This is a genomic window from Aquitalea magnusonii, assembly GCF_002217795.2.
GTDB classification, from domain to species: Bacteria; Pseudomonadota; Gammaproteobacteria; order Burkholderiales; family Chromobacteriaceae; genus Aquitalea; species Aquitalea magnusonii_B.
This window is the reverse complement of record NZ_AP018823.1, coordinates 2,356,561-2,373,783: the sequence shown is the minus strand read 5'-3', so window position 1 is coordinate 2,373,783 and position 17,223 is coordinate 2,356,561. Positions and strand designations below refer to the sequence as shown.

Sequence of the window (17,223 nt, the reverse complement as noted above, 5' to 3'; positions counted from 1 at the left end):
CTTGATGTAACAGTAATCCCGTCCGCTTAAATGGACTTGTGCAGGCTTGCACTCAGGGCATAGCATTGCGAACTTGATCTCGGTACGGAAGCAATGCATGGCAGAGCCCGGTAGCATCCCCATTCTGTTACCGGTATTTGTGGTCACTGAATTACTGTGTGCCTGCAATACCGTGCAGTTATGGTCATTGAAAAAGGCTGGTGTTGCCGGAACCCGCAGCTGGTTGCTGGCCAATATCGCCATGCTGGGCTACCTGCCGGCACTGGGTTTGCGCACGGTGCTGCCGCTGGTATTCAGCGTGGTAGTGAGCAATGGCCTGGGACTGCTGGCGGCCAGCCTGTTTTACATTGGCTGCGCCCGTTTCCTGGGACGGCCCACCCATGTGCGACCGCTGGCCCTGATGGTGGTGGTGGGCGTTGCCGGTTTGCTGGGCTTTACCCTGCTGCTGGACAGCATACGGGTCCGGGTGGTGATTGCGTCCGGTGGCATTTGCATCGTGTTTGCCGCCACCGCCTGGCTGCTGTTCCGCCATCGCCTGCCCACGCACCGCGCGGCAGTCTACTGGCTGGGTTCGGCCTGCAGTCTGCTCACATTCTTGCTGCATCTGGGGCGATTGGTCTATTACGGCAGCGGTTACGGCAGTCTTGACGACCTGTTTGCCACCACCCCGGTCAATGTGTTTTCCATGAGCATGACCGCCGCGCTGGTACCCGGCCTGTCCATGCTGGCCGTGGCCATGGTGCAGGAGCAACTGCTGAGCGATGCCACCTGGCGTGCCGAGCATGATGGCATGACCGGCCTGAATACCCGGCAGTGCTTTGAGGCGCGCAGCATGCAGCAGATGCAGCAAGCCTGGGAGCAGGCGTTTCCGCTGTGCCTGCTATTGATGGACATGGACCATTTCAAGCAGATCAACGACCGTCATGGCCATCAGGCCGGTGATCAGGTGTTGCTGGCATTCAGCGCACTGCTGCAGGAGGGCCTGCGTCCGGGCGATGTGGCGGGCCGCATGGGGGGCGAGGAGTTTGCCCTGTTATTGCCGCACACCACGCTTGAGCAGGCGCAGGCGCTGGCTGATGCCTTGCGATTGCGCGCTGCCGCCATCCCGGCAAGCTCACTTGGCGGCAGCATTCCTTACAGTGTCAGCATGGGGCTGGCGGCGTGGCAGCCAGGCATCTCCTTCCCGGAGCTGTACCGCCATGCCGACCTGGCCTTGTATGCGGCCAAGCAGGCCGGTCGCAATACCATTGTGCTCCACCGCTGACGCTGTCGGCCTGCAATCCGGTGCTCAGCCGTCCAGCAGTGCCTGCCTCAGTTGCTGCAAGCCTGCCTGATAGTGTTGGCGTGCTTGCAGCGCTTGTTGCATGTCGACTGCGGTAAACATGATGCCTTGATTGGGCTGTAATTGCCCCACCATGTCCAGATCAGCACTGATGACTGTCCCTATCATGGCGTAGCCGCCACCAGAAACCGCATCGCGCAGCAATATGATGGGCTCCTTGCCGGACGGTACCTGGATGGAACCGATGGGGTAGCCTGCATCCACGATATTTGAGGGGTCCGCCCCGGCACCAAATGGTGCTTCCCGTGGCTGAAACTGCAAGGGCGCACCTCCTTTGAGCCGATAGCCAATGCGGTCGGATTCTGAAGATACGCGCCATTGATCCTGATAAAACCGTGCTGCGGATTCGGCGCACAGGCGATGCGCATACAGGCCGGGGAGCACCCGCACCTCCGCCTTGCGCGGCAGCGTGGCTTGCAGCGCTGCCGGCAGGGTTCTGCCTACCGGCGCTGTTGTTGGCGGCGCGGCAACCAGCGGCAAGATATCGCCAGCCTGTAAACACCGGCCCTGATAACCCCCCAGGCCGCCCAGCGCATAGGTGGAGCGGCTGTCCAATACCGCGGGTAGATCAATGCCACCGGAAACCGCCAGATAGGCACGCATGCCAGCAGCAGCCGGGAGGAAATCCAGCGTGTCACCCGCCGCAATCGACAACACCTGATGCACCGCCTGTGGCTGCCCATTGATGCGTGGCTGCATGGCGGCACCGCAGATGGCGATCTGGCAGGCCGTGCTGAACTGCAACTGCGGCCCCAGCAAGGTGCATTCCAGCACGGCGGCGGTTTCCGCATTGCCTAGCAGCAGATTGGCGGCGCGGAATGAATATTGATCCAGCGCCCCGGAAGGGGGAATGCCCAGGTGGTAGTAGCCGTTGCGGCCAGCGTCCTGCACCGAGGTAGCCAGGCCAGGCTTGATGACTTTAATGTGCATGATGGGTTCCCGGTAGCGATTGCTTGTAGGCCTCTGGATTGGCCAGGAATTCCGGCAGCGAGAAACGGACCGGAAAGATATCCAGCGCAAAGCGGCCCTCGGCCACCGCCTGGATGGCCGCCTGGTATTGCTGCTGATCGATGGGCTTGAAACGGACAAGATCGCCGGGACGGAACAGCACCATGCTGTCTGCCAAGTAGGGCTGGCGTTGCGCCGGGTCGTAAATGGGCGCTGGCGTGATGCCAAACATCTGGTAGCCACCCGCTCCTTCTACCGAGTAAATACAGGCAAAGCAGCCCCCATGGCCAATGGTCTGGCGCGGGGTTGCCGTGCGCGGGCTCAGGTACTTGGGTACCTGCAATTGCTGATCGCGCTCCACCATCTGGTACATGAAGGGCAGGCCGGCGACAAAGCCCACCATGGACACCAACCACGGTGAGCCGCTATGGGCGGTGATAAAGGCATCGACCGAAGCAAAGCCGTTCACCCGTGCCGCGTATTCCAGATCGCTAGCCTGCGGGTCCTGATGGCGCTGGCGAAAGCGCGCCCCCACTTCCCGCGTCCAGGGGTCGTTGTACCATACCGGGATTTCCACCAGCCGGGTATCCAGTATCTGCGGGCTGTCTGCCAGCGATTGTTCCAACTGCTGCACCTGTCGCAGCAATTGCTCCGCCGGCAGGATGTCCGGATCAAAACGCAGTTGAAAGGAGGCATTGGCCGGGCAGATTTCCACGATCCCGGGCCATTGCAGTTGCCTAAGCTTGCTGGTGATGGCCATGCTGGCAAAGAAGGCGGGCAGCGACATCGATTCGCTGATTTCGGCAAACAGGAATTCGTCGCCGCCAAAGGTGTAACGAATGCTCATGCAAGTCTCCGGGGTCAAGATTGTGCCGGTGGTGGTCCATTTGCACGGCCAGCGGCCTGTCGCTGACTCAGCCACTGTTCCAGAAAACGGGTGTGGTAGCGTCCGGCACACACGTCGGCATCGGCCAGCAAGGCCTGGTGCAGGCTTTGGGTATGAGCAATGCCCGCGATGTGCAATTCGTCCAGCGCCCGGCGCATGCGGTACAGGGCGCGCTCGCGGCTTTCATCCCACACAATCAGCTTGGCCAGCATGGAGTCGTAGTGGGGCGGGATGACACAGCCCGGGTACAGCATGCTGTCAAAGCGTACTCCCGGCCCGCCCGGCAGCCGCAGTTGGTGGATGGTGCCGGGGGAGGGGCGGAAATCTTGCTGCGGGTCTTCGGCATTGATGCGGCACTCGATGGCCGCGCCGCGCAGCTGAATGTCTTGTTGCTCAAAGCGCAAGGGCTGGCCATCGGCAATCAGCAGCATTTCGCGCAGCAAATCGATGCCGGTGATCATTTCGCTGATCGGGTGCTCCACCTGGATGCGGGTATTCATTTCAATGAAATAGAATTCGCCCTGGTCAAACAGGAATTCCAGCGTGCCTGCGCCACGGTAGGACACCGACTGCGCCAACTGCACCGCTGCCTGACACAGCCTGCTGCGCTGCTGGTCATTCAGGGCGGGCGAAGGGGCTTCTTCCATGATTTTCTGGCGGCGGCGCTGCAAGGAACATTCACGTTCGTAGCAATGAATCACCCGTTGGCCATCACCCAGGATTTGCACTTCCAGATGCCGTGCCTGCGGCATGAAGCGTTCCAGATACAGATGCCCATCGCCAAAGGCACCCAGAGCTTCGCGTTGGGCGGCGGCAAACGCGGCATGCAGTGCTTCGGCATGTTCCACCACGCGGATGCCCCGGCCACCACCCCCTGCCACGGCCTTGATCATCAGCGGATAACCGATTTCCTTGGCCATGCTCATGGCCTGCACCACGTCAGCCAGTGCGCCCGGGCTGCCCGGTACGGTGGTTACGCCTACCGCCTGTGCCATGGCCCGGGCACGGGCCTTGTCACCCATCAGGGCGATGGTGTCTGCACTGGGACCGACAAAAATCATGCCGGCTGCGGCTACCTGGCTGGCAAACTCGGCATTTTCGGCGAGAAAGCCATAGCCCGGATGAATGGCATCCACTTCATGACTGCGGGCAGCAGCCAGAATGGCCGGAATGTCCAGATAGCTTTTTGCCGCCGGTGGCGGACCGATTTCCACTGTCCGGTCTGCCATCTGGCAGGCCAGGCTGTCCCGATCGGCGCTGCTGTGTACCAGCACGGTTTGCACGCCCATCTCCCGGGCGGCCCGGATGATGCGCACCGCGATTTCTCCCCGGTTGGCCACCAGGAGCCGCCGGATGCGCTGCAAGGCAAGGGCTTGCGTCATGTCACCACCCTCGCCACCGGCTGGCCGATGTCGACCGCATCGCCATCCTCTAGCAGGAAGGTCTGCAAGTGTCCGCTGTGCTGGGCGGTCAGTTCGTTGAATTGCTTCATCACCTCGATGCAGGCAATGACGGTATCGGCCGCAACCAGCTTGCCTTCTTCCACATAGGGCGCTGCATCCGGGGCCGGGCGACGATAGAAGGTGCCGGGCAGTGGGGCGAGAATCAGGTGTTCGGTCATGTGGTGTTCTCCTTGTGTAGCTTGTTTTTATGTGGCTCAGACTGTGCTTGGAGCATGTGGTGCGCGAATGGTGATGCCGGCTTGCAGCAAGCGGCTGCGGGTGGTGCGGATCAGTTCCAGCGCACCTGGGGTATCGCTGTGAATGCAGATGGAGTCGAACTCAATGGGGATGCGCTGGCCATCCACGGTATCAACCAGGCCGTCACGGCAGGCCAGCGCTACCTTGTCCGCCACCGCAGGCGGGGACAGCCGGCCCATCTTGCGGGTAAAGACAATGCTGCCGCTGGTATCGTAATCACGGTCGGCAAAGAATTCGCGTATTGCCCTCACCCCCAGTGCGGTAGCGGCACGGTGCGTAGCCGAGCCCGCCATGCAATACACCGCCAGTTGTGGCGACAACTGCTGCACCGCCTGCAAGAAGGCATATGACAGGGCCTCATCGCTGGCCATTGCCATGTACAAGGCACCGTGTGGTTTCACATGCTGCATGCGCATGCCTTCCAGTTGCAGGAAAGCTTGCAAGGCACCGATCTGGTACACCGCGTCCTGTACCAGCTCCTGCACGCTGGCCTGGATGGTGCGCCGGCCGAAACCCACCAGGTCGCGATAGCCGGGGTGGGCACCCACGGCAACGCCAGATGCTTTGGCCAGGCTGACACTGCTGGCCATGGTGGCGGGGTCGCCAGCATGAAAGCCGGTGGCGATATTGGCCGATGAAATCAGCGGCATGATGTGTTGGTCTACCCCGTCGCCGATCTGCCAGGGACCAAAGCTTTCGCCCATATCGGCGTTTAGGTCGATTACCTGCTTTTGCATCTGTATGCCTGTCGGAGAGTGAATCAGGCGGATACCGTAAGCAGGGGGGAGGAGGCGGGAGAAGTTTTAAATTTTGATAGGGTTCTATCAATTATTTTGATAACGCCAGGTTGCCAGACAGGGAAGGGCGGTTGACCGCTTATGCCTTGCCTTGCCTGCGGATTTAGCTGTACCACCAGGCAGTCATGCCGCGCTCTGGCTCACTGCCCGCGTAGGCTTGCTCCGGCCGAACCTGCCAATGCATCTGATACCGGTTTTCGACCTTTCACCCAACAAACTCCTCCCTATCTGATTGGCCTGCCACCGCGAGCGCTTTGATGATTGCCAATGTCATCAATCCGCCCGGACGCCTCCATGCCCAAGCCCTACCAGCTGCGCTTCTCCTCCCACCTGGGCCTGGACCTCTCCGTACACCACTTCACCATTACTCGCTCATCTCCAATCGTGTGCTCTTCTCTTCCCGGCATATCCAGCCCATCAGTTGACCCGGTACCACATCGTTGTTGGTTGATGCTGCTGTTTTCACTCAAACGCGGGTTGATCTGCCTGCTGCTGCCCTGGCTGGCAGCGTGCGCCAGCCTGGCCGGGCCGGGTGGCGGGCTGATTGGCGTGCCTACCCATTTGTATGACTTCAACCCGCATATCTACACCGTCAAATCCATCACGTTTGAGTTTCTGGGTGTGGCTGGGGTGTCCGGCGGCGAGGAGTGCTGCGCCACGCTGCCCCGCACCTGGCGTCCCGGCCTGATGGCCACCGTGCGCTGGGTGGAGGACCCCAATCCTTGCCTGGGGTGTGCACCCAATATCAACAAAGAGAGGAAAAAATTTCTTGAGTATATGAAACAGAAAGAAGCCAGCTACCAGCACTACAGCGCGCAGGTGGAGATTCCACGATATGGCAGTACCTGCGGCTTGAATCTGGTGTTCCTGCCCTGCCATCAGGTACGGCTGGTACTGGATTGCCAACAGAAATATCCACTGATCAAACAGTGGAGAGCTGAAGCCAAACAGATGGAGGGTCAAGCATGTCCGAAAGCACAATAAACCAGGAGCACGCCCAACTGGCCGCCCCCTGGGATGAGCAACTGGATGCCTTCCCCGGTGCTGCCCAGCAACTGCGCGATATGCGCCATTGGCGGCGACAGCTCTGGTGGCACGGCATCCGCTGGCTTAAACGCGCGCTGCTCTGCCTGCTGCTGCCGTGGCTGGCAGCGTGCGCCAGCCTGGCCGGGCCGGGTGGCGGGCTGATTGGCGTGCCTACCCATTTGTATGACTTCAACCCGCATATCTACACCGTCAAATCCGTCACGTTTGAGTTTCTGGGTGTAGCCGGGGTGTCCGGCGGCGAGGAGTGCTGCGCCACGCTGCCACGCACCTGGCGTCCCGGCCTGATGGCCACCGTACGCTGGGTGGAGGACCCCAATCCTTGCTTGGGGTGCGGTCCTAAAAATGAGAATGCTTTTCGTGAATACATGAAAAAGAAAGAAGCCACCTACCAGCACTACAGCGCGCAGGTGGAGATTCCGCCGTACCAGGATACCTATGGCATCAATCTGGCCTTTCTGCCCTGCCATCAGGTGAGGCTGGTGATTGATAGCAAACAAGTATTCCCGATGCTGGCGAAGTGGGAAGCCGAAGCCAAACAGATGGAGGGTCAGTCATGTCCGAAAGCGCAATAAACCTGGAACACGCCCAGTTGGCCGCCCCCTGGGATGAGCAACTGGATGCCTTCCCCAGTGCTGCCCAGCAACTGCGCGATATGCGCCATTGGCGGCGACAGCTCTGGTGGCACGGCATCCGCTGGCTTAAACGCGCGCTGCTCTGCCTGCTGCTGCCCTGGCTGGCAGCGTGCTCCAGCCTGGCCGGGCCGGGGGGCGGGCTGATTGGCGTGCCTACCCATCTGTATGACTTCAACCCGCATATCTACACCGTCAAATCCGTCACGTTTGAGTTTCTGGGTGTGGCCGGGGTATCCGGTGGAGAGGAGTGCTGCGCCACGCTGCCCCGCACCTGGCGTCCCGGCCTGATGGCCACCGTGCGCTGGGTGGAGGACCCCAATCCTTGCCTGGGGTGTGCTCCAAATATGGATAAAGAACCTGAAAAATTTGATGCATACATGAAAAAGATTCGCGCCAGCTACCAGCACTACAGCGCGCAGGTGGAGATTCCACGATATGGCAGTACCTGCGGCCTGAATCTGGTGTTCCTGCCCTGCCATCAGGTACGGCTGGTACTGGATTGCCAACAAAAATATCCACTGATCAAGCAGTGGAGAGCTGAAGCCAAACAACTGGAGGGTCAGTCATGTCCGAAAGCGCAATAAACCTGGAACACGCCCAACTGGCCGCCCCCTGGGATGAGCAGCTGGATGCCTTCCCCAGTGATGCCCAGGAACTACGCAACACGCGCTATGTGCAGCAACAGGAAATGCAGGAAGCCTCCCTGGCCGCGCACGCCCAGCGCCGCCCGCCCCCTTGCGGGCTGGTGACCAATGTGTCGCTGTTCTTCGATGGCACCAATAACCACCGCGCCACCGACCGGCTCACCAACAGCCACTCCAATATTGCCCGGCTATACGATGCCTCCATCCAGGGGGAGCGCGCGGCGCGCGATGGCTATTTTTCCTACTACCTGCAAGGTGTGGGTACCCAGTTCAAGGAAATCCATGAAATGAGCTTCTCCGCTGCCGGGCTGAAATACGCCGCGGGCGGGCAGATGCGCATTCTGTGGGGGCTGACCCGGCTGATTGATGCACTGCGCAAATCGAAAAGCCCGGATCCGGACCACCCGGAAGACTTGCCGGATGATGAGGCCTATCGCATTGCCTGCGACATGGTGAATGGCGAGCTCAATCACTGGGATACCAGGCGGCAGGGGCCGGTGCCGCCCAGCAAGCGTCGTCATCAGGCCATGCGCAATGGCATGGCTTCCATCATTCAGCATCTGGAGGTGCAGCAAGCACCCAAGCTGGCTGGTTTGCGGGTGCATGTGTATGGCTTCTCCCGTGGTGCAGCCGAGGCGCGCGCCTTCTTGCACTGGCTGCTGGAACTGTGCGAGTACGGCGAGGATGGCAAGTACCGGCTGTTTGGCGTGCCGGTCAAGGTGCCGTTTGTCGGCCTGTTCGATACCGTGGCCTCGGTGGGGCTGGCCGCCATCCGCCCGCCGGCGCTGGGCCATATGGACTGGGCGGACAATACCATGCCGCTGCCGCAGGCCCCCGGTTTTATCGGCCAGCATGTGCACCTGGTGTCGGCGCACGAGCAGCGCATCTGCTTTCCGCTGGATTCCACCCGCCTGCCGTCCGGCCGCTACCCGGCAGGCAATCTGGGCGAATTTGTCTACCCCGGCGTGCATTCTGATGTGGGCGGTGGCTACGGCCTGCGCGAGCAGGGCCGCTGTGGTGGCGAGGTGGGCATGCAACTGTCGCAGATTGCCCTGCGCCGCATGTACCTGCTGGCTTTCCGTGCCGCTGCGCCAATGACGGTGCCGAAAGAGTTGTATGACACCAGCGAAGGCAAGCTGGCCAGTATCGAAAGCTGGCGCTGGATGGACAGCGAGGTTCAAGAACAATTTAAAGTTAGTAATGACCTGATCACCCGCTTCAACGCTTGGGCGCAACTGCGCGACTGTGCCGAAGACACGGTGGAAAAAATCGTGGTCAAGCAAACCGCGCTGATCACCGCCTGGCGCATCGAACGCTTTGCCGGCGGCCTGGGCGGCAGCGGTGGGGTGCAGCAGGAGCAAACCGCCGCCTTCCGCCGTATTCCGCCGGACGATGCCATGCATAACGACTGGGCCAAAACCGCCTGGCGGCAAGCGCAAGCGCATGAACAGGCACAGGACGAACTGGCCGCCGTGATCAACCGCCCCGGCAGCACCATGCGCGATGTACAAAAAGCGCAGGACAAGGTGGCGGCCAACCCGGCCCCGCCCGGCGTGGTGGACCCGCGCAGCGGCCAGGTGGTGCCGGGGCTGAGCGTGCCATCCCCCGCCAAGGACTTCGACCCCAGCATGGACCACTCACAGTTGCGCGAAGCGGCGCTGGAGTTTCGCGAAGACTATCTGCACTGGCGGCGGGTGGACGGCCTGTTTGATGCCAAGGGCAAGCGCCTGCCCACCCCGCTGGCCGAGCCGGGCCAGGCCAGCCTGATTGATAGCGACCCGGACTGGAAACGCCCCTGGCATTTGACCTGGACCCTGATCGGCCTGTGGCTGAGCACGCTGTTCTCCCGCCCGATCAACCCGGACCACGAATACGAAGGGGTTTATTTGCTGCGCGAAGGCGAGCAACGCTGGCGTGACGTGGGCAATGGCCAGGGGCTGACCGCCGCGGCCAACCGCGATCTGCTGGCCTTGTTTGACGAGCACATACACGACTCGCGCGCCTGGTTCATGGTGGCAGCCACCGGCAACCGCGAGACAGACGGCAGCTACTTCCGGCTGCGGACCATTCTGTACGACGACATCACCAACAAGCGCTATCTGAACGCCTTGCAAAAGAGCGCAGCCGCCTGTGAGCCACCTGACGGGGCTCAGGCACAGCCGGCGGAATTGGCCGGGCAGCAAGGGGGTGGTTGATGCACTGCCTTGTGGGGGGGCCGCCAGCTTAGGCCAGGTCATATCATTTCAGCCTGTCGGGACAGGAGTGTAGCTGAGTTCGGCCTTGCCGACAGGCCGGGCCGGAAGGGGTAGTAAACGAGATGGAGAGTAAGTACTTTGGCGTTTTCCTTCCGGCAATTGAAGTATTTTGTTGCCACGGCTGAAGCGGGACAGGTTTCCCAGGCGGCGATGCAGCTGAACATCACCCAGTCGGCAGTGACGGCAGCCATCCGGCAACTGGAGGAAGTGCTGGTTACACGTTTGTTTGTACGCCACCCTCACGGCATGGTGCTGACTGATTCTGGCCGGCGTTTTCTCAGCCATGCCTACGGGATTCTGGCCGATGTGGAAGAGGCCATGTTGCTGAGCAATTGGGAAAGCGACTTTGCCGGCAGCTTGTCGGTGGCGGCCACTTATACGGTGATGGGGTATTTTCTGCCGGCACATGTGCGGCGGCTGGCGGCCTTGTACCCGCAACTCGAAATACGGCTGCACGAATTGCCGCGTGCCGAGATCGAAGCCGGACTGTTACAGCACGACTTCGATGTGGCGGTGCTGCTCAGTTCCAATGTGGACAACCCGGCGTTGCAGCTGGAGTCCATCATCAGTTCGCCCCGGCGCTTGTGGTTGCCGGCACAGCATCCGCTGCTGTCCCATCCCGCCCCCGGCTTGCAGGACATCGCTGGCGAGCCTTATATCATGCTGACGGTGGATGAGGCGGAGCAGTCGACACTGCGCTATTGGCAGCAGGCAGGCTTGCAGCCGCAGGTAAGGGTGCGCACCAGTTCGGTGGAGGCGGTACGCAGCATGGTGGCCAATGGCAGCGGGGTAAGCATTCTGTCGGACATGGTGTACCGGCCATGGTCGCTGGAGGGGCGGCGTATCGAAACGGTGAGCCTGCACGGCCTGGTGCCGCCGATGACCCTGGGCCTGGCGTGGAAAGCGCAGGCAGAAATCAGCCCGTCCATCGTGTTGTTTCGCGACTATTTCCGCCAGCAGTTCATGACGCCGTTCAGCAGCCAGCGCAGTGCGGCTGCGCGCTAGGGCTTTCAGCCTGTTGGCTGACCGGCTCCCCAGCCGTTTTCAAATACCAGCGCGGCCAGATTTTGCCGCTGCGCCCAGTTTTCCTGCTCCAGCATGGGTTTGTCGTAAAAGGCCTCGACATGGCCGATGCACAGGATGGCCACTGCCTTGGCCTCGGCGGGCAGGCCCAGCAGCGTGCCCAGCCGCTGCGGGTCGAACAGCGATACCCAGCCCAGGCCGATGCCCTCGGCGCGGGCGGCCAGCCACATGTTCTGGATGGCGCAGGCAATGGAGCAGATATCCATTTCCGGCAGGGTGCGGCGGCCAAACACATGGCGCTCGCGCCCGTCCATCAGCGCCGCCACCAGCACCTCGCCGCAGTCCAGAATGCCCTCAACCTTCAGCTTCATGAATTCTTCTTCCCGCTGACCCAGTGCCTTGGCAGTGGCCACCCGTTCCACCTCCACCTCGGCATGCAGTTGCTGGCGCAGGGCGGTATCGCTAATGCGGATGAAGCGCCAAGGCTGCATGAAGCCCACGCTGGGTGCCAGGTGCGCGGCCTGCAACAAACGTTGCAGCAGGGCCGGGTCCACCGGGTCCGGCTTGAAGTGGCGCATGTCGCGCCGTTCGCGGATGGCGCGGTAAACGGCGTCGATGTCGGCTTGGGGATAGGCATTCATGGCAGGAACAGTCTGGCGCAGGCCGCAGGGTTGGACGGGAAGTAAAGATGCAGATAACTGGCCAGCAGGCTGCCATGGCGGTATACCGGCTCGCCTTGGCCGCTACCGGTGGCGCGGCTGGCATGGGTAAGCGGGGTGATGGGTGTATCCAGGCTGGAATAGTGAAAAGTGTGGCCGCGCAGCACTGCACCATCCAGTTGCAGTTGTTGCAGGCCCAGCGCACTCAGGCGGCTATTCAGCCGGGCATGGCCGGGCAGCAGGCCCAGCATGGCCTCACTGTTACCCTGCTTGTCGGTCAGGCTGTCCAGCAAGTACAGCATGCCGCCACATTCGGCATACAGCGGCTTGCCGGCGGCGACGTGGGCATGCAGGCTGGCGCGGCTGTGCTGTGCGCGGGCCAGCGCGGCCAGATGCAGTTCCGGATAGCCACCGGGCAGCCAGACTGCATCGCAGTCCGGCAGCGTGTCGTCGGCCAGTGGCGAGAAGTAATGCAGCTCGGCCCCCAATGCCTGCAGTGTCTGCACATTGGCCGGGTAGATGAAGCTGAAGGCGGTATCGCGGGCGATGGCGATGCGCACGCCGTCCAGCAGCCGTGGCAGGCTGGGTGCCGTGGCAGGTTGGAAGGCGACTGGCGGCGGCAGTTGTGCCAGTGCGGTATTGGCTAGCTGGGTGGCAGCGCGCTCCAGCCGTGCTTCCAGATCGTCCACCTCCTGCGCCTGCACCAGGCCCAGATGACGCTCCGGCAGGCCCATGTCCTGCTGGCGCATCACCGCGCCCAGATAATTGAGGCTGGCGGGCAGGGCGGCGGTGAGCATCTCCGCATGGCGGCTTGATGCCACCTGATTGGCCAGCACGCCGTAAAACGGCAGGCCGGGGCGGAAGGTCGCCAGGCCATGCGCCACCGCCGCAAAGGTTTGCGCCATGCCGGCAGCGTCGATGATGGCGGCCACCGGCACGCCGAACAACTGCGCCAGATCGGCACTGCTGGGCGTGCCATCGAACAGGCCCATGCTGCCTTCGATCAGGATCAGGTCGGCCTCGGCGGCGGCCTGGTACAGGCGCTGGCGACAGTCATCCTCGCCGTTCATCCACAAATCCAGTGCATACACGGTGTGGCCGCTGGCCTGTTCCAGCACATAGGGGTCGAGAAAATCCGGCCCGGTCTTGAACACGCGCACGGTTCGGCCCTGCTGGCGGTGGTAGCGCGCCAGCCCGGCGCTGAGGGTGGTCTTGCCCTGATGCGAGGCAGGGGCGCTGATGAACAGCGCCGGGCAGTGGCGGATGGCCATGTCAGAACTCCACGCCCTGTTGTGCCTTGATGCCTTGCTCACGGTAGGGGTGCTTCACCAGCTTCATTTCCGTGACCAGATCGGCCGCGTCAATCAGCGCCTGCGGCGCATGGCGGCCGGTAATCACCACATGCAGCTTGGCCGGGCGGCTGGCCAGTGCCGCCAGGACTTCGTCCAGCGGCAGGTAGTCGTACTTCAGCACGATGTTCAGCTCATCCAGAATCAGCATGTCGTAGTGGCCGCTGCCCAGCATCTCCAGTACCGCATCCCAGGCCTGGCGCGCGGTGGCGATGTCGGCCTCGCGGTTCTGGGTGTTCCAGGTATAGCCCTCGCCCATGGTGAGAAAGCGGCAGTTGTCGAAGCGGCTGAACAGGTCGCGCTCGGCGGTATGCAGCGCGCCCTTGATGAACTGCACCACGCCCAGCTGCATGCCGTGGCCGACAATGCGCAGGCCCATGCCGAAGGCGGCGCTGCTCTTGCCCTTGCCCGTGCCGGTGTGGACGATGAGCAAGCCTTTTTCCTTGGTGGCGGCGGCTTTTTTCTTTTCAAAGCCGGCCTTGCGTTTTTCCACCATGCGCTGGTGGGCGGCGGCGTCGGTTTTCATGGCGGTTTCCTTCTGATTGCTGGTCTGCGGCGCAGGTCGGGACCGTGCCGCAGCAGGGGTATTGGTGAATGGTGGGTTTGGCGCGGCTAACAACAGCGCAGCGTCCCGGTGGCAAGGCGGCGCAACGCTGCAACAGGGTTTTTGTCAGCGGCTGTCACTGCCAGTGGGTGCCGGTGAGTGCGCGTAGTCGCTCCACAATGCGCGGACGGCTGGGGTGATAGCCGATGAATACCAGCTGCGCCTGCCGTGGTGCGGCGGTTTCCGGCTCCTGTTGCAGTTGCACGCGCTGGCGCACCGCTTGCAGTGTCAGCCGGCCCTGGCCGTCGGCACTGGCAGCATGGCCCTTGATGCGCAGCAGCGCTTCTTCGCGGGCAATGCTTTCCACCGCTGCCAGCAGGCGGGCCGCGTCCTGCGCGTCCTTGCTGCGGATCAGGAAGGACTGCCAGCCCGGGTCCTGCTCGTGAAAATGCTTGTGGGTGGCCAGGCCGTGACTGTGGGCGGCCAGCCCGCCGTGGCTGTGGCCGTCCAGCAGCGCCTGGTTGGCCAGCGGCCGCAGATTTAGCGGCAGGCTGGATACCGGGCCGTAATGGCGATGGCCGCTGCCGCTGACTTCATGCAGATGCAGGCCCAGCGTCAGCCGGGTGTCCAGTTTTGCCTGATAGGCCAGCTCGATAAAGCGGATGGACGGTGCCAGCTCGCGCACCGTGCTTTCCGCTTGCAGCATGGCGGTGTCGGTAAGGGTGTCGATCTTGTTCAGCACCACGATGTCGGCGTTCTCTAGCTGCTGGCGGAACAGGCTGGCCACCGCGTTGTCCTGCTGGCCGTGGCCGCTGTCAAAGTCGCCAGCCAGCAGCAGCGGGGTATCCACCACGGCCAGCGTGGCGTCCAGCACAAAGCGTTCTGCCAGCTCCGGGCCTTGCAGCTGTTCCATTACCGCGCTGGGCAGGGCCAGTCCCGAGGTTTCGATCAGCACATGGTCGATCTGCTGGCGGCGCTGCCACAAGGCCAGCATGGTGGGCAGGAAGTGCTCGTCGTCGTCGTAAGCCACCAGGCCATTGGCCAGATCGTGAATCTCCACCCCGGCCTTGTCGTCCGTACGCAGGATGGTGCCGTCGATGGACACCTCGCCAAATTCGTTGACCAGAATGGCCAGCCGCCGTTGTTTGCTGTCGCGGATCAGATTGGACAGCAGGGTGGTTTTGCCCGCGCCCAGAAAACCGGTGAGCACGGTGACCGGAATGCGCGGGCTGCTCATGCCAGTTGCTCCAGTGCGGCTTGCAGGCTGGCAAAGTCGGCAAAGCTGACCGGGTAGTCCAGCTGCGGACGATCCACCACGATGAAGGGAATGCCCAGTGCGGCGGCAGCGGCGGCCTTGGCACCATAGCCACCGGCGTCACCCGACTGCTTGCTGATGACGCAGTCGATCTGCCAGTCGCGCCACAGGGTTTCATTGGCGGCCTGCGAGAACGGCCCTTGCATCGCGCATAGCCGGGCGCGCGGAATGCCCAGGTCGATGGCGCGTTGCAGGTGTTGCGGGTCCGGTGCCAGGCGGACGAACCATTGCTTGTCAGCCGCGCCCTCGGCCTGCACAAAGCAGGCCAGCTCCTTGCTGCCGGTGGCCAGGAAAATGCGCTGGCCATGCTGCATCGCCAGTTTTGCCGCTTCGGCCATGCTGCTGCAGTGAATGGCCGGGTGCTGATCCTCTGCACTGGGGCGCTCGTAGCGCAGATAAGGCAGGGCCAGTTCCTGCGCCAACGCCATCAGCTGTTGCGACATTTCCGTGGCATAGGGGTGAGTGGCATCCACGATGCAGCGTGCCTGGCTTTGTTGCAGCAGCTCGCGGCGACGCTCCACACCCAGCCGCCCGCTGATGCTGGTGAGGCCGGGGCTGTCGGCGGCGACGATTTCGGCACCGTAGTCGCTGGCTGTGCTGACAATCACCGGCTGGCCGCCTGCCGCCAGTTGGCGTGCCAGTGCATTGCCGTCGCTGGTGCCGGCAAACACCCAGGCGGCAGCGCCGGGCAGGCTGTCGGCGGTAATGGTGTCGGCGGTGTTCTGCCAGTTGAAATAGCCGCGCGGGGTGAACATCCAGTTACGCTTGCGGCGGGTGAAGCGGTTGCCGATCACCAGCGAGGTGAGCATGTTGAACTGGCGGGTGCGCAGCTCGGCCAGGGTGACGATTTCCACGGTCTGGCCTTCGCGGTAGGCATTGTGAACGATGCCGCACAGGGTTTCCGGCCGCTTGTGTTCCAGCATGATGTCCAGAATGCGGTACACGCCTTCCTGCCGCTGCTTGCTTTGCACGTTGTAAAACACCACGGCCAGATCCGCCTCTGCAATATGGCGGGCGCGGCTTTCAATCCACTCCCACGGGCACAGCAGGTCTGACAGGCTGAGGGTGGCAAAGTCGTGCGATAGCGGCGCGCCCAGCAGCGAGGCACAGGCATTGGCCGAGGTGATGCCAGGAATCAGCTGCACATCGAAGCTGTCGTCCTCGCGCATGTCCTCGTAGGCCAGCGTGGCCATCGCATAAATGCCGATGTCGCCGCTGGAAATCAGCGCCACCGTCTTGCCGGCACGGGCTTCTTCCAGCGCCAGCTGGGCGCGGTCGCGTTCCTGGGTGAGTGGCAGGGTGCGGATGTCCTTGCCGGTAATCCACGGCTGGATCCAGGTGAGGTAGAGGTCGTAGGCGACGATGACGTCGCTGGCGGCCAGCGCCTGTTCCACCATGGGCGGAATCAGTTCGCGGCTGCCGGGGCCGACGGAGACTAGATAGAGTTTTCCGGTCATTGTTTTGTGCTTTCTGCTGCGTGCAGGCGGGGCCTGCCAAAAGTTTGTCTGGGCAATGCGTGGTGCGCATTGCGGATGTAAATCCTGTATTTGTTACGTAGCGGTGCTGGACCGTGGTCCTGCGCTGATACGTTTAACTGCGCGGTTTGCGGCTGGTCTGGGCTCTGGCAGCTTCAACCAGTGTTCTTACCAAACAAGCACCTTACCAACGCAGCCACCGGGCCCCATCAAGCATGCCGACGGGTGGCGCTGCTGCGGTTTTAAGCGGCTGGCTGTTTGAGCGATTGGACGTTAGCCAATCGCGAGTTCCAGCCGTGCCGCAGCAGGGGCAGGCCCCGGAGGGCAGCCGCAGGCCATGCTTGCCGGGGTGGCCTTGGAGGTGAAGGAGGGCTTGGCCAGGCAAGCCCTCTTTCCCGTCCGCCGCGCGGAAGCGGCATGCAAATCATCATCCGCGTAGCGGATTTCTAACTCGCACCTTCCAACGAAAAACCAACAGCAAAATCAACTTCGCGGGTCTCGCCCCGCCGTCGAGGTACTTTACTTTTGCTTCGCCAAAAGAAAGTACCCAAAGAAAAGGCGACCCGCAGCGCCGCGAAACCCCGCCCCAGCCGCACCGCCCAGGGCG

At 62.4% G+C, this 17,223-nt stretch carries 16 protein-coding genes; 6 read left to right on the top strand and 10 right to left on the bottom strand.

Annotated elements, in window-relative coordinates:
- The first annotated feature begins 97 nt into the window (after positions 1-97).
- Positions 98-1,264, top strand: coding sequence for a GGDEF domain-containing protein (locus tag DLM_RS11320; RefSeq protein WP_089086266.1), 1,167 nt, complete (start codon positions 98-100; stop codon positions 1,262-1,264).
- A 24-nt stretch (positions 1,265-1,288) separates the two neighbouring features.
- Here the strand turns inward: DLM_RS11320 and DLM_RS11315 are convergent, their stop codons facing one another.
- The 5 genes from DLM_RS11315 to DLM_RS11295 are packed head-to-tail and all read right to left on the bottom strand — an operon-like array spanning position 1,289 to position 5,613.
- The gene (locus tag DLM_RS11315) at positions 1,289-2,272 is read right to left on the bottom strand and encodes a biotin-dependent carboxyltransferase family protein (protein ID WP_089086267.1); all 984 of its coding nucleotides are present in this window, start codon (positions 2,270-2,272) and stop codon (positions 1,289-1,291) included.
- The gene (locus DLM_RS11310) at positions 2,262-3,137 is read right to left on the bottom strand and encodes a 5-oxoprolinase subunit B family protein (protein ID WP_089086268.1); all 876 of its coding nucleotides are present in this window, start codon (positions 3,135-3,137) and stop codon (positions 2,262-2,264) included. The genes DLM_RS11315 and DLM_RS11310 overlap by 11 nt, the downstream gene beginning before the upstream one ends.
- A 14-nt stretch (positions 3,138-3,151) precedes the next feature.
- A complete protein-coding gene (locus DLM_RS11305) occupies positions 3,152-4,558 on the bottom strand; it encodes an acetyl-CoA carboxylase biotin carboxylase subunit (RefSeq protein ID WP_089086269.1) in 1,407 nt (468 codons plus the stop codon).
- Positions 4,555-4,797, bottom strand: coding sequence for an acetyl-CoA carboxylase (locus DLM_RS11300; RefSeq protein ID WP_089086270.1), 243 nt, complete (start codon positions 4,795-4,797; stop codon positions 4,555-4,557). Before DLM_RS11300 ends, DLM_RS11305 begins: the two co-directional genes overlap by 4 nt.
- Positions 4,798-4,833: 36 nt before the next feature.
- Positions 4,834-5,613, bottom strand: coding sequence for a 5-oxoprolinase subunit PxpA (locus DLM_RS11295; protein ID WP_089086271.1), 780 nt, complete (start codon positions 5,611-5,613; stop codon positions 4,834-4,836).
- Positions 5,614-5,940: 327 nt separating this feature from the next.
- Between DLM_RS11295 and DLM_RS11290 the strand changes: the two genes are divergently transcribed.
- The 5 genes from DLM_RS11290 to DLM_RS11270 all read left to right on the top strand — a co-directional run bounded on the left by DLM_RS11290 (position 5,941) and on the right by DLM_RS11270 (position 11,256).
- Positions 5,941-6,657, top strand: coding sequence for a DUF3304 domain-containing protein (locus DLM_RS11290; protein ID WP_089086272.1), 717 nt, complete (start codon positions 5,941-5,943; stop codon positions 6,655-6,657).
- Positions 6,639-7,292, top strand: coding sequence for a DUF3304 domain-containing protein (locus DLM_RS11285; protein WP_089086273.1), 654 nt, complete (start codon positions 6,639-6,641; stop codon positions 7,290-7,292). The genes DLM_RS11290 and DLM_RS11285 overlap by 19 nt, the downstream gene beginning before the upstream one ends.
- A complete protein-coding gene (locus DLM_RS11280; protein WP_089086274.1) occupies positions 7,274-7,936 on the top strand; it encodes a DUF3304 domain-containing protein in 663 nt (220 codons plus the stop codon). The genes DLM_RS11285 and DLM_RS11280 overlap by 19 nt, the downstream gene beginning before the upstream one ends.
- The gene (locus DLM_RS11275) at positions 7,918-10,191 is read left to right on the top strand and encodes a T6SS phospholipase effector Tle1-like catalytic domain-containing protein (RefSeq protein WP_089086275.1); all 2,274 of its coding nucleotides are present in this window, start codon (positions 7,918-7,920) and stop codon (positions 10,189-10,191) included. The genes DLM_RS11280 and DLM_RS11275 overlap by 19 nt, the downstream gene beginning before the upstream one ends.
- A 138-nt stretch (positions 10,192-10,329) precedes the next feature.
- Positions 10,330-11,256 (top strand): LysR family transcriptional regulator, encoded by a 927-nt coding sequence (locus DLM_RS11270; protein WP_089086276.1) that lies wholly within the window; start codon positions 10,330-10,332, stop codon positions 11,254-11,256.
- A 5-nt stretch (positions 11,257-11,261) separates the two neighbouring features.
- On the opposite strand, the gene bluB is transcribed toward DLM_RS11270, so the two are convergent.
- The 5 genes from bluB to cobJ form a co-directional block, all read right to left on the bottom strand.
- The gene (gene bluB, locus DLM_RS11265) at positions 11,262-11,915 is read right to left on the bottom strand and encodes a 5,6-dimethylbenzimidazole synthase (protein WP_089086277.1); all 654 of its coding nucleotides are present in this window, start codon (positions 11,913-11,915) and stop codon (positions 11,262-11,264) included.
- Entirely contained in the window at positions 11,912-13,204 is a 1,293-nt protein-coding gene (locus tag DLM_RS11260; protein ID WP_089086278.1) for a cobyrinate a,c-diamide synthase, read from the bottom strand. The genes bluB and DLM_RS11260 overlap by 4 nt, the downstream gene beginning before the upstream one ends.
- Position 13,205: 1 nt before the next feature.
- Complete coding sequence (gene cobO, locus DLM_RS11255; RefSeq protein ID WP_089086279.1) at positions 13,206-13,808, bottom strand: cob(I)yrinic acid a,c-diamide adenosyltransferase; 603 nt, start codon at positions 13,806-13,808, stop codon at positions 13,206-13,208.
- 154 nt (positions 13,809-13,962) lie between these two features.
- Positions 13,963-15,063 carry a CobW family GTP-binding protein gene (locus DLM_RS11250; RefSeq protein ID WP_089086280.1) on the bottom strand — a complete coding sequence of 367 codons (1,101 nt, stop codon included), beginning with the start codon at positions 15,061-15,063 and terminating at the stop codon, positions 13,963-13,965.
- On the bottom strand, positions 15,060-16,598 hold the full coding sequence (cobJ, locus tag DLM_RS11245) for a precorrin-3B C(17)-methyltransferase (RefSeq protein ID WP_089086281.1): 1,539 nt from the start codon (positions 16,596-16,598) through the stop codon (positions 15,060-15,062). Before cobJ ends, DLM_RS11250 begins: the two co-directional genes overlap by 4 nt.
- Positions 16,599-17,223: the final 625 nt, after the last annotated feature.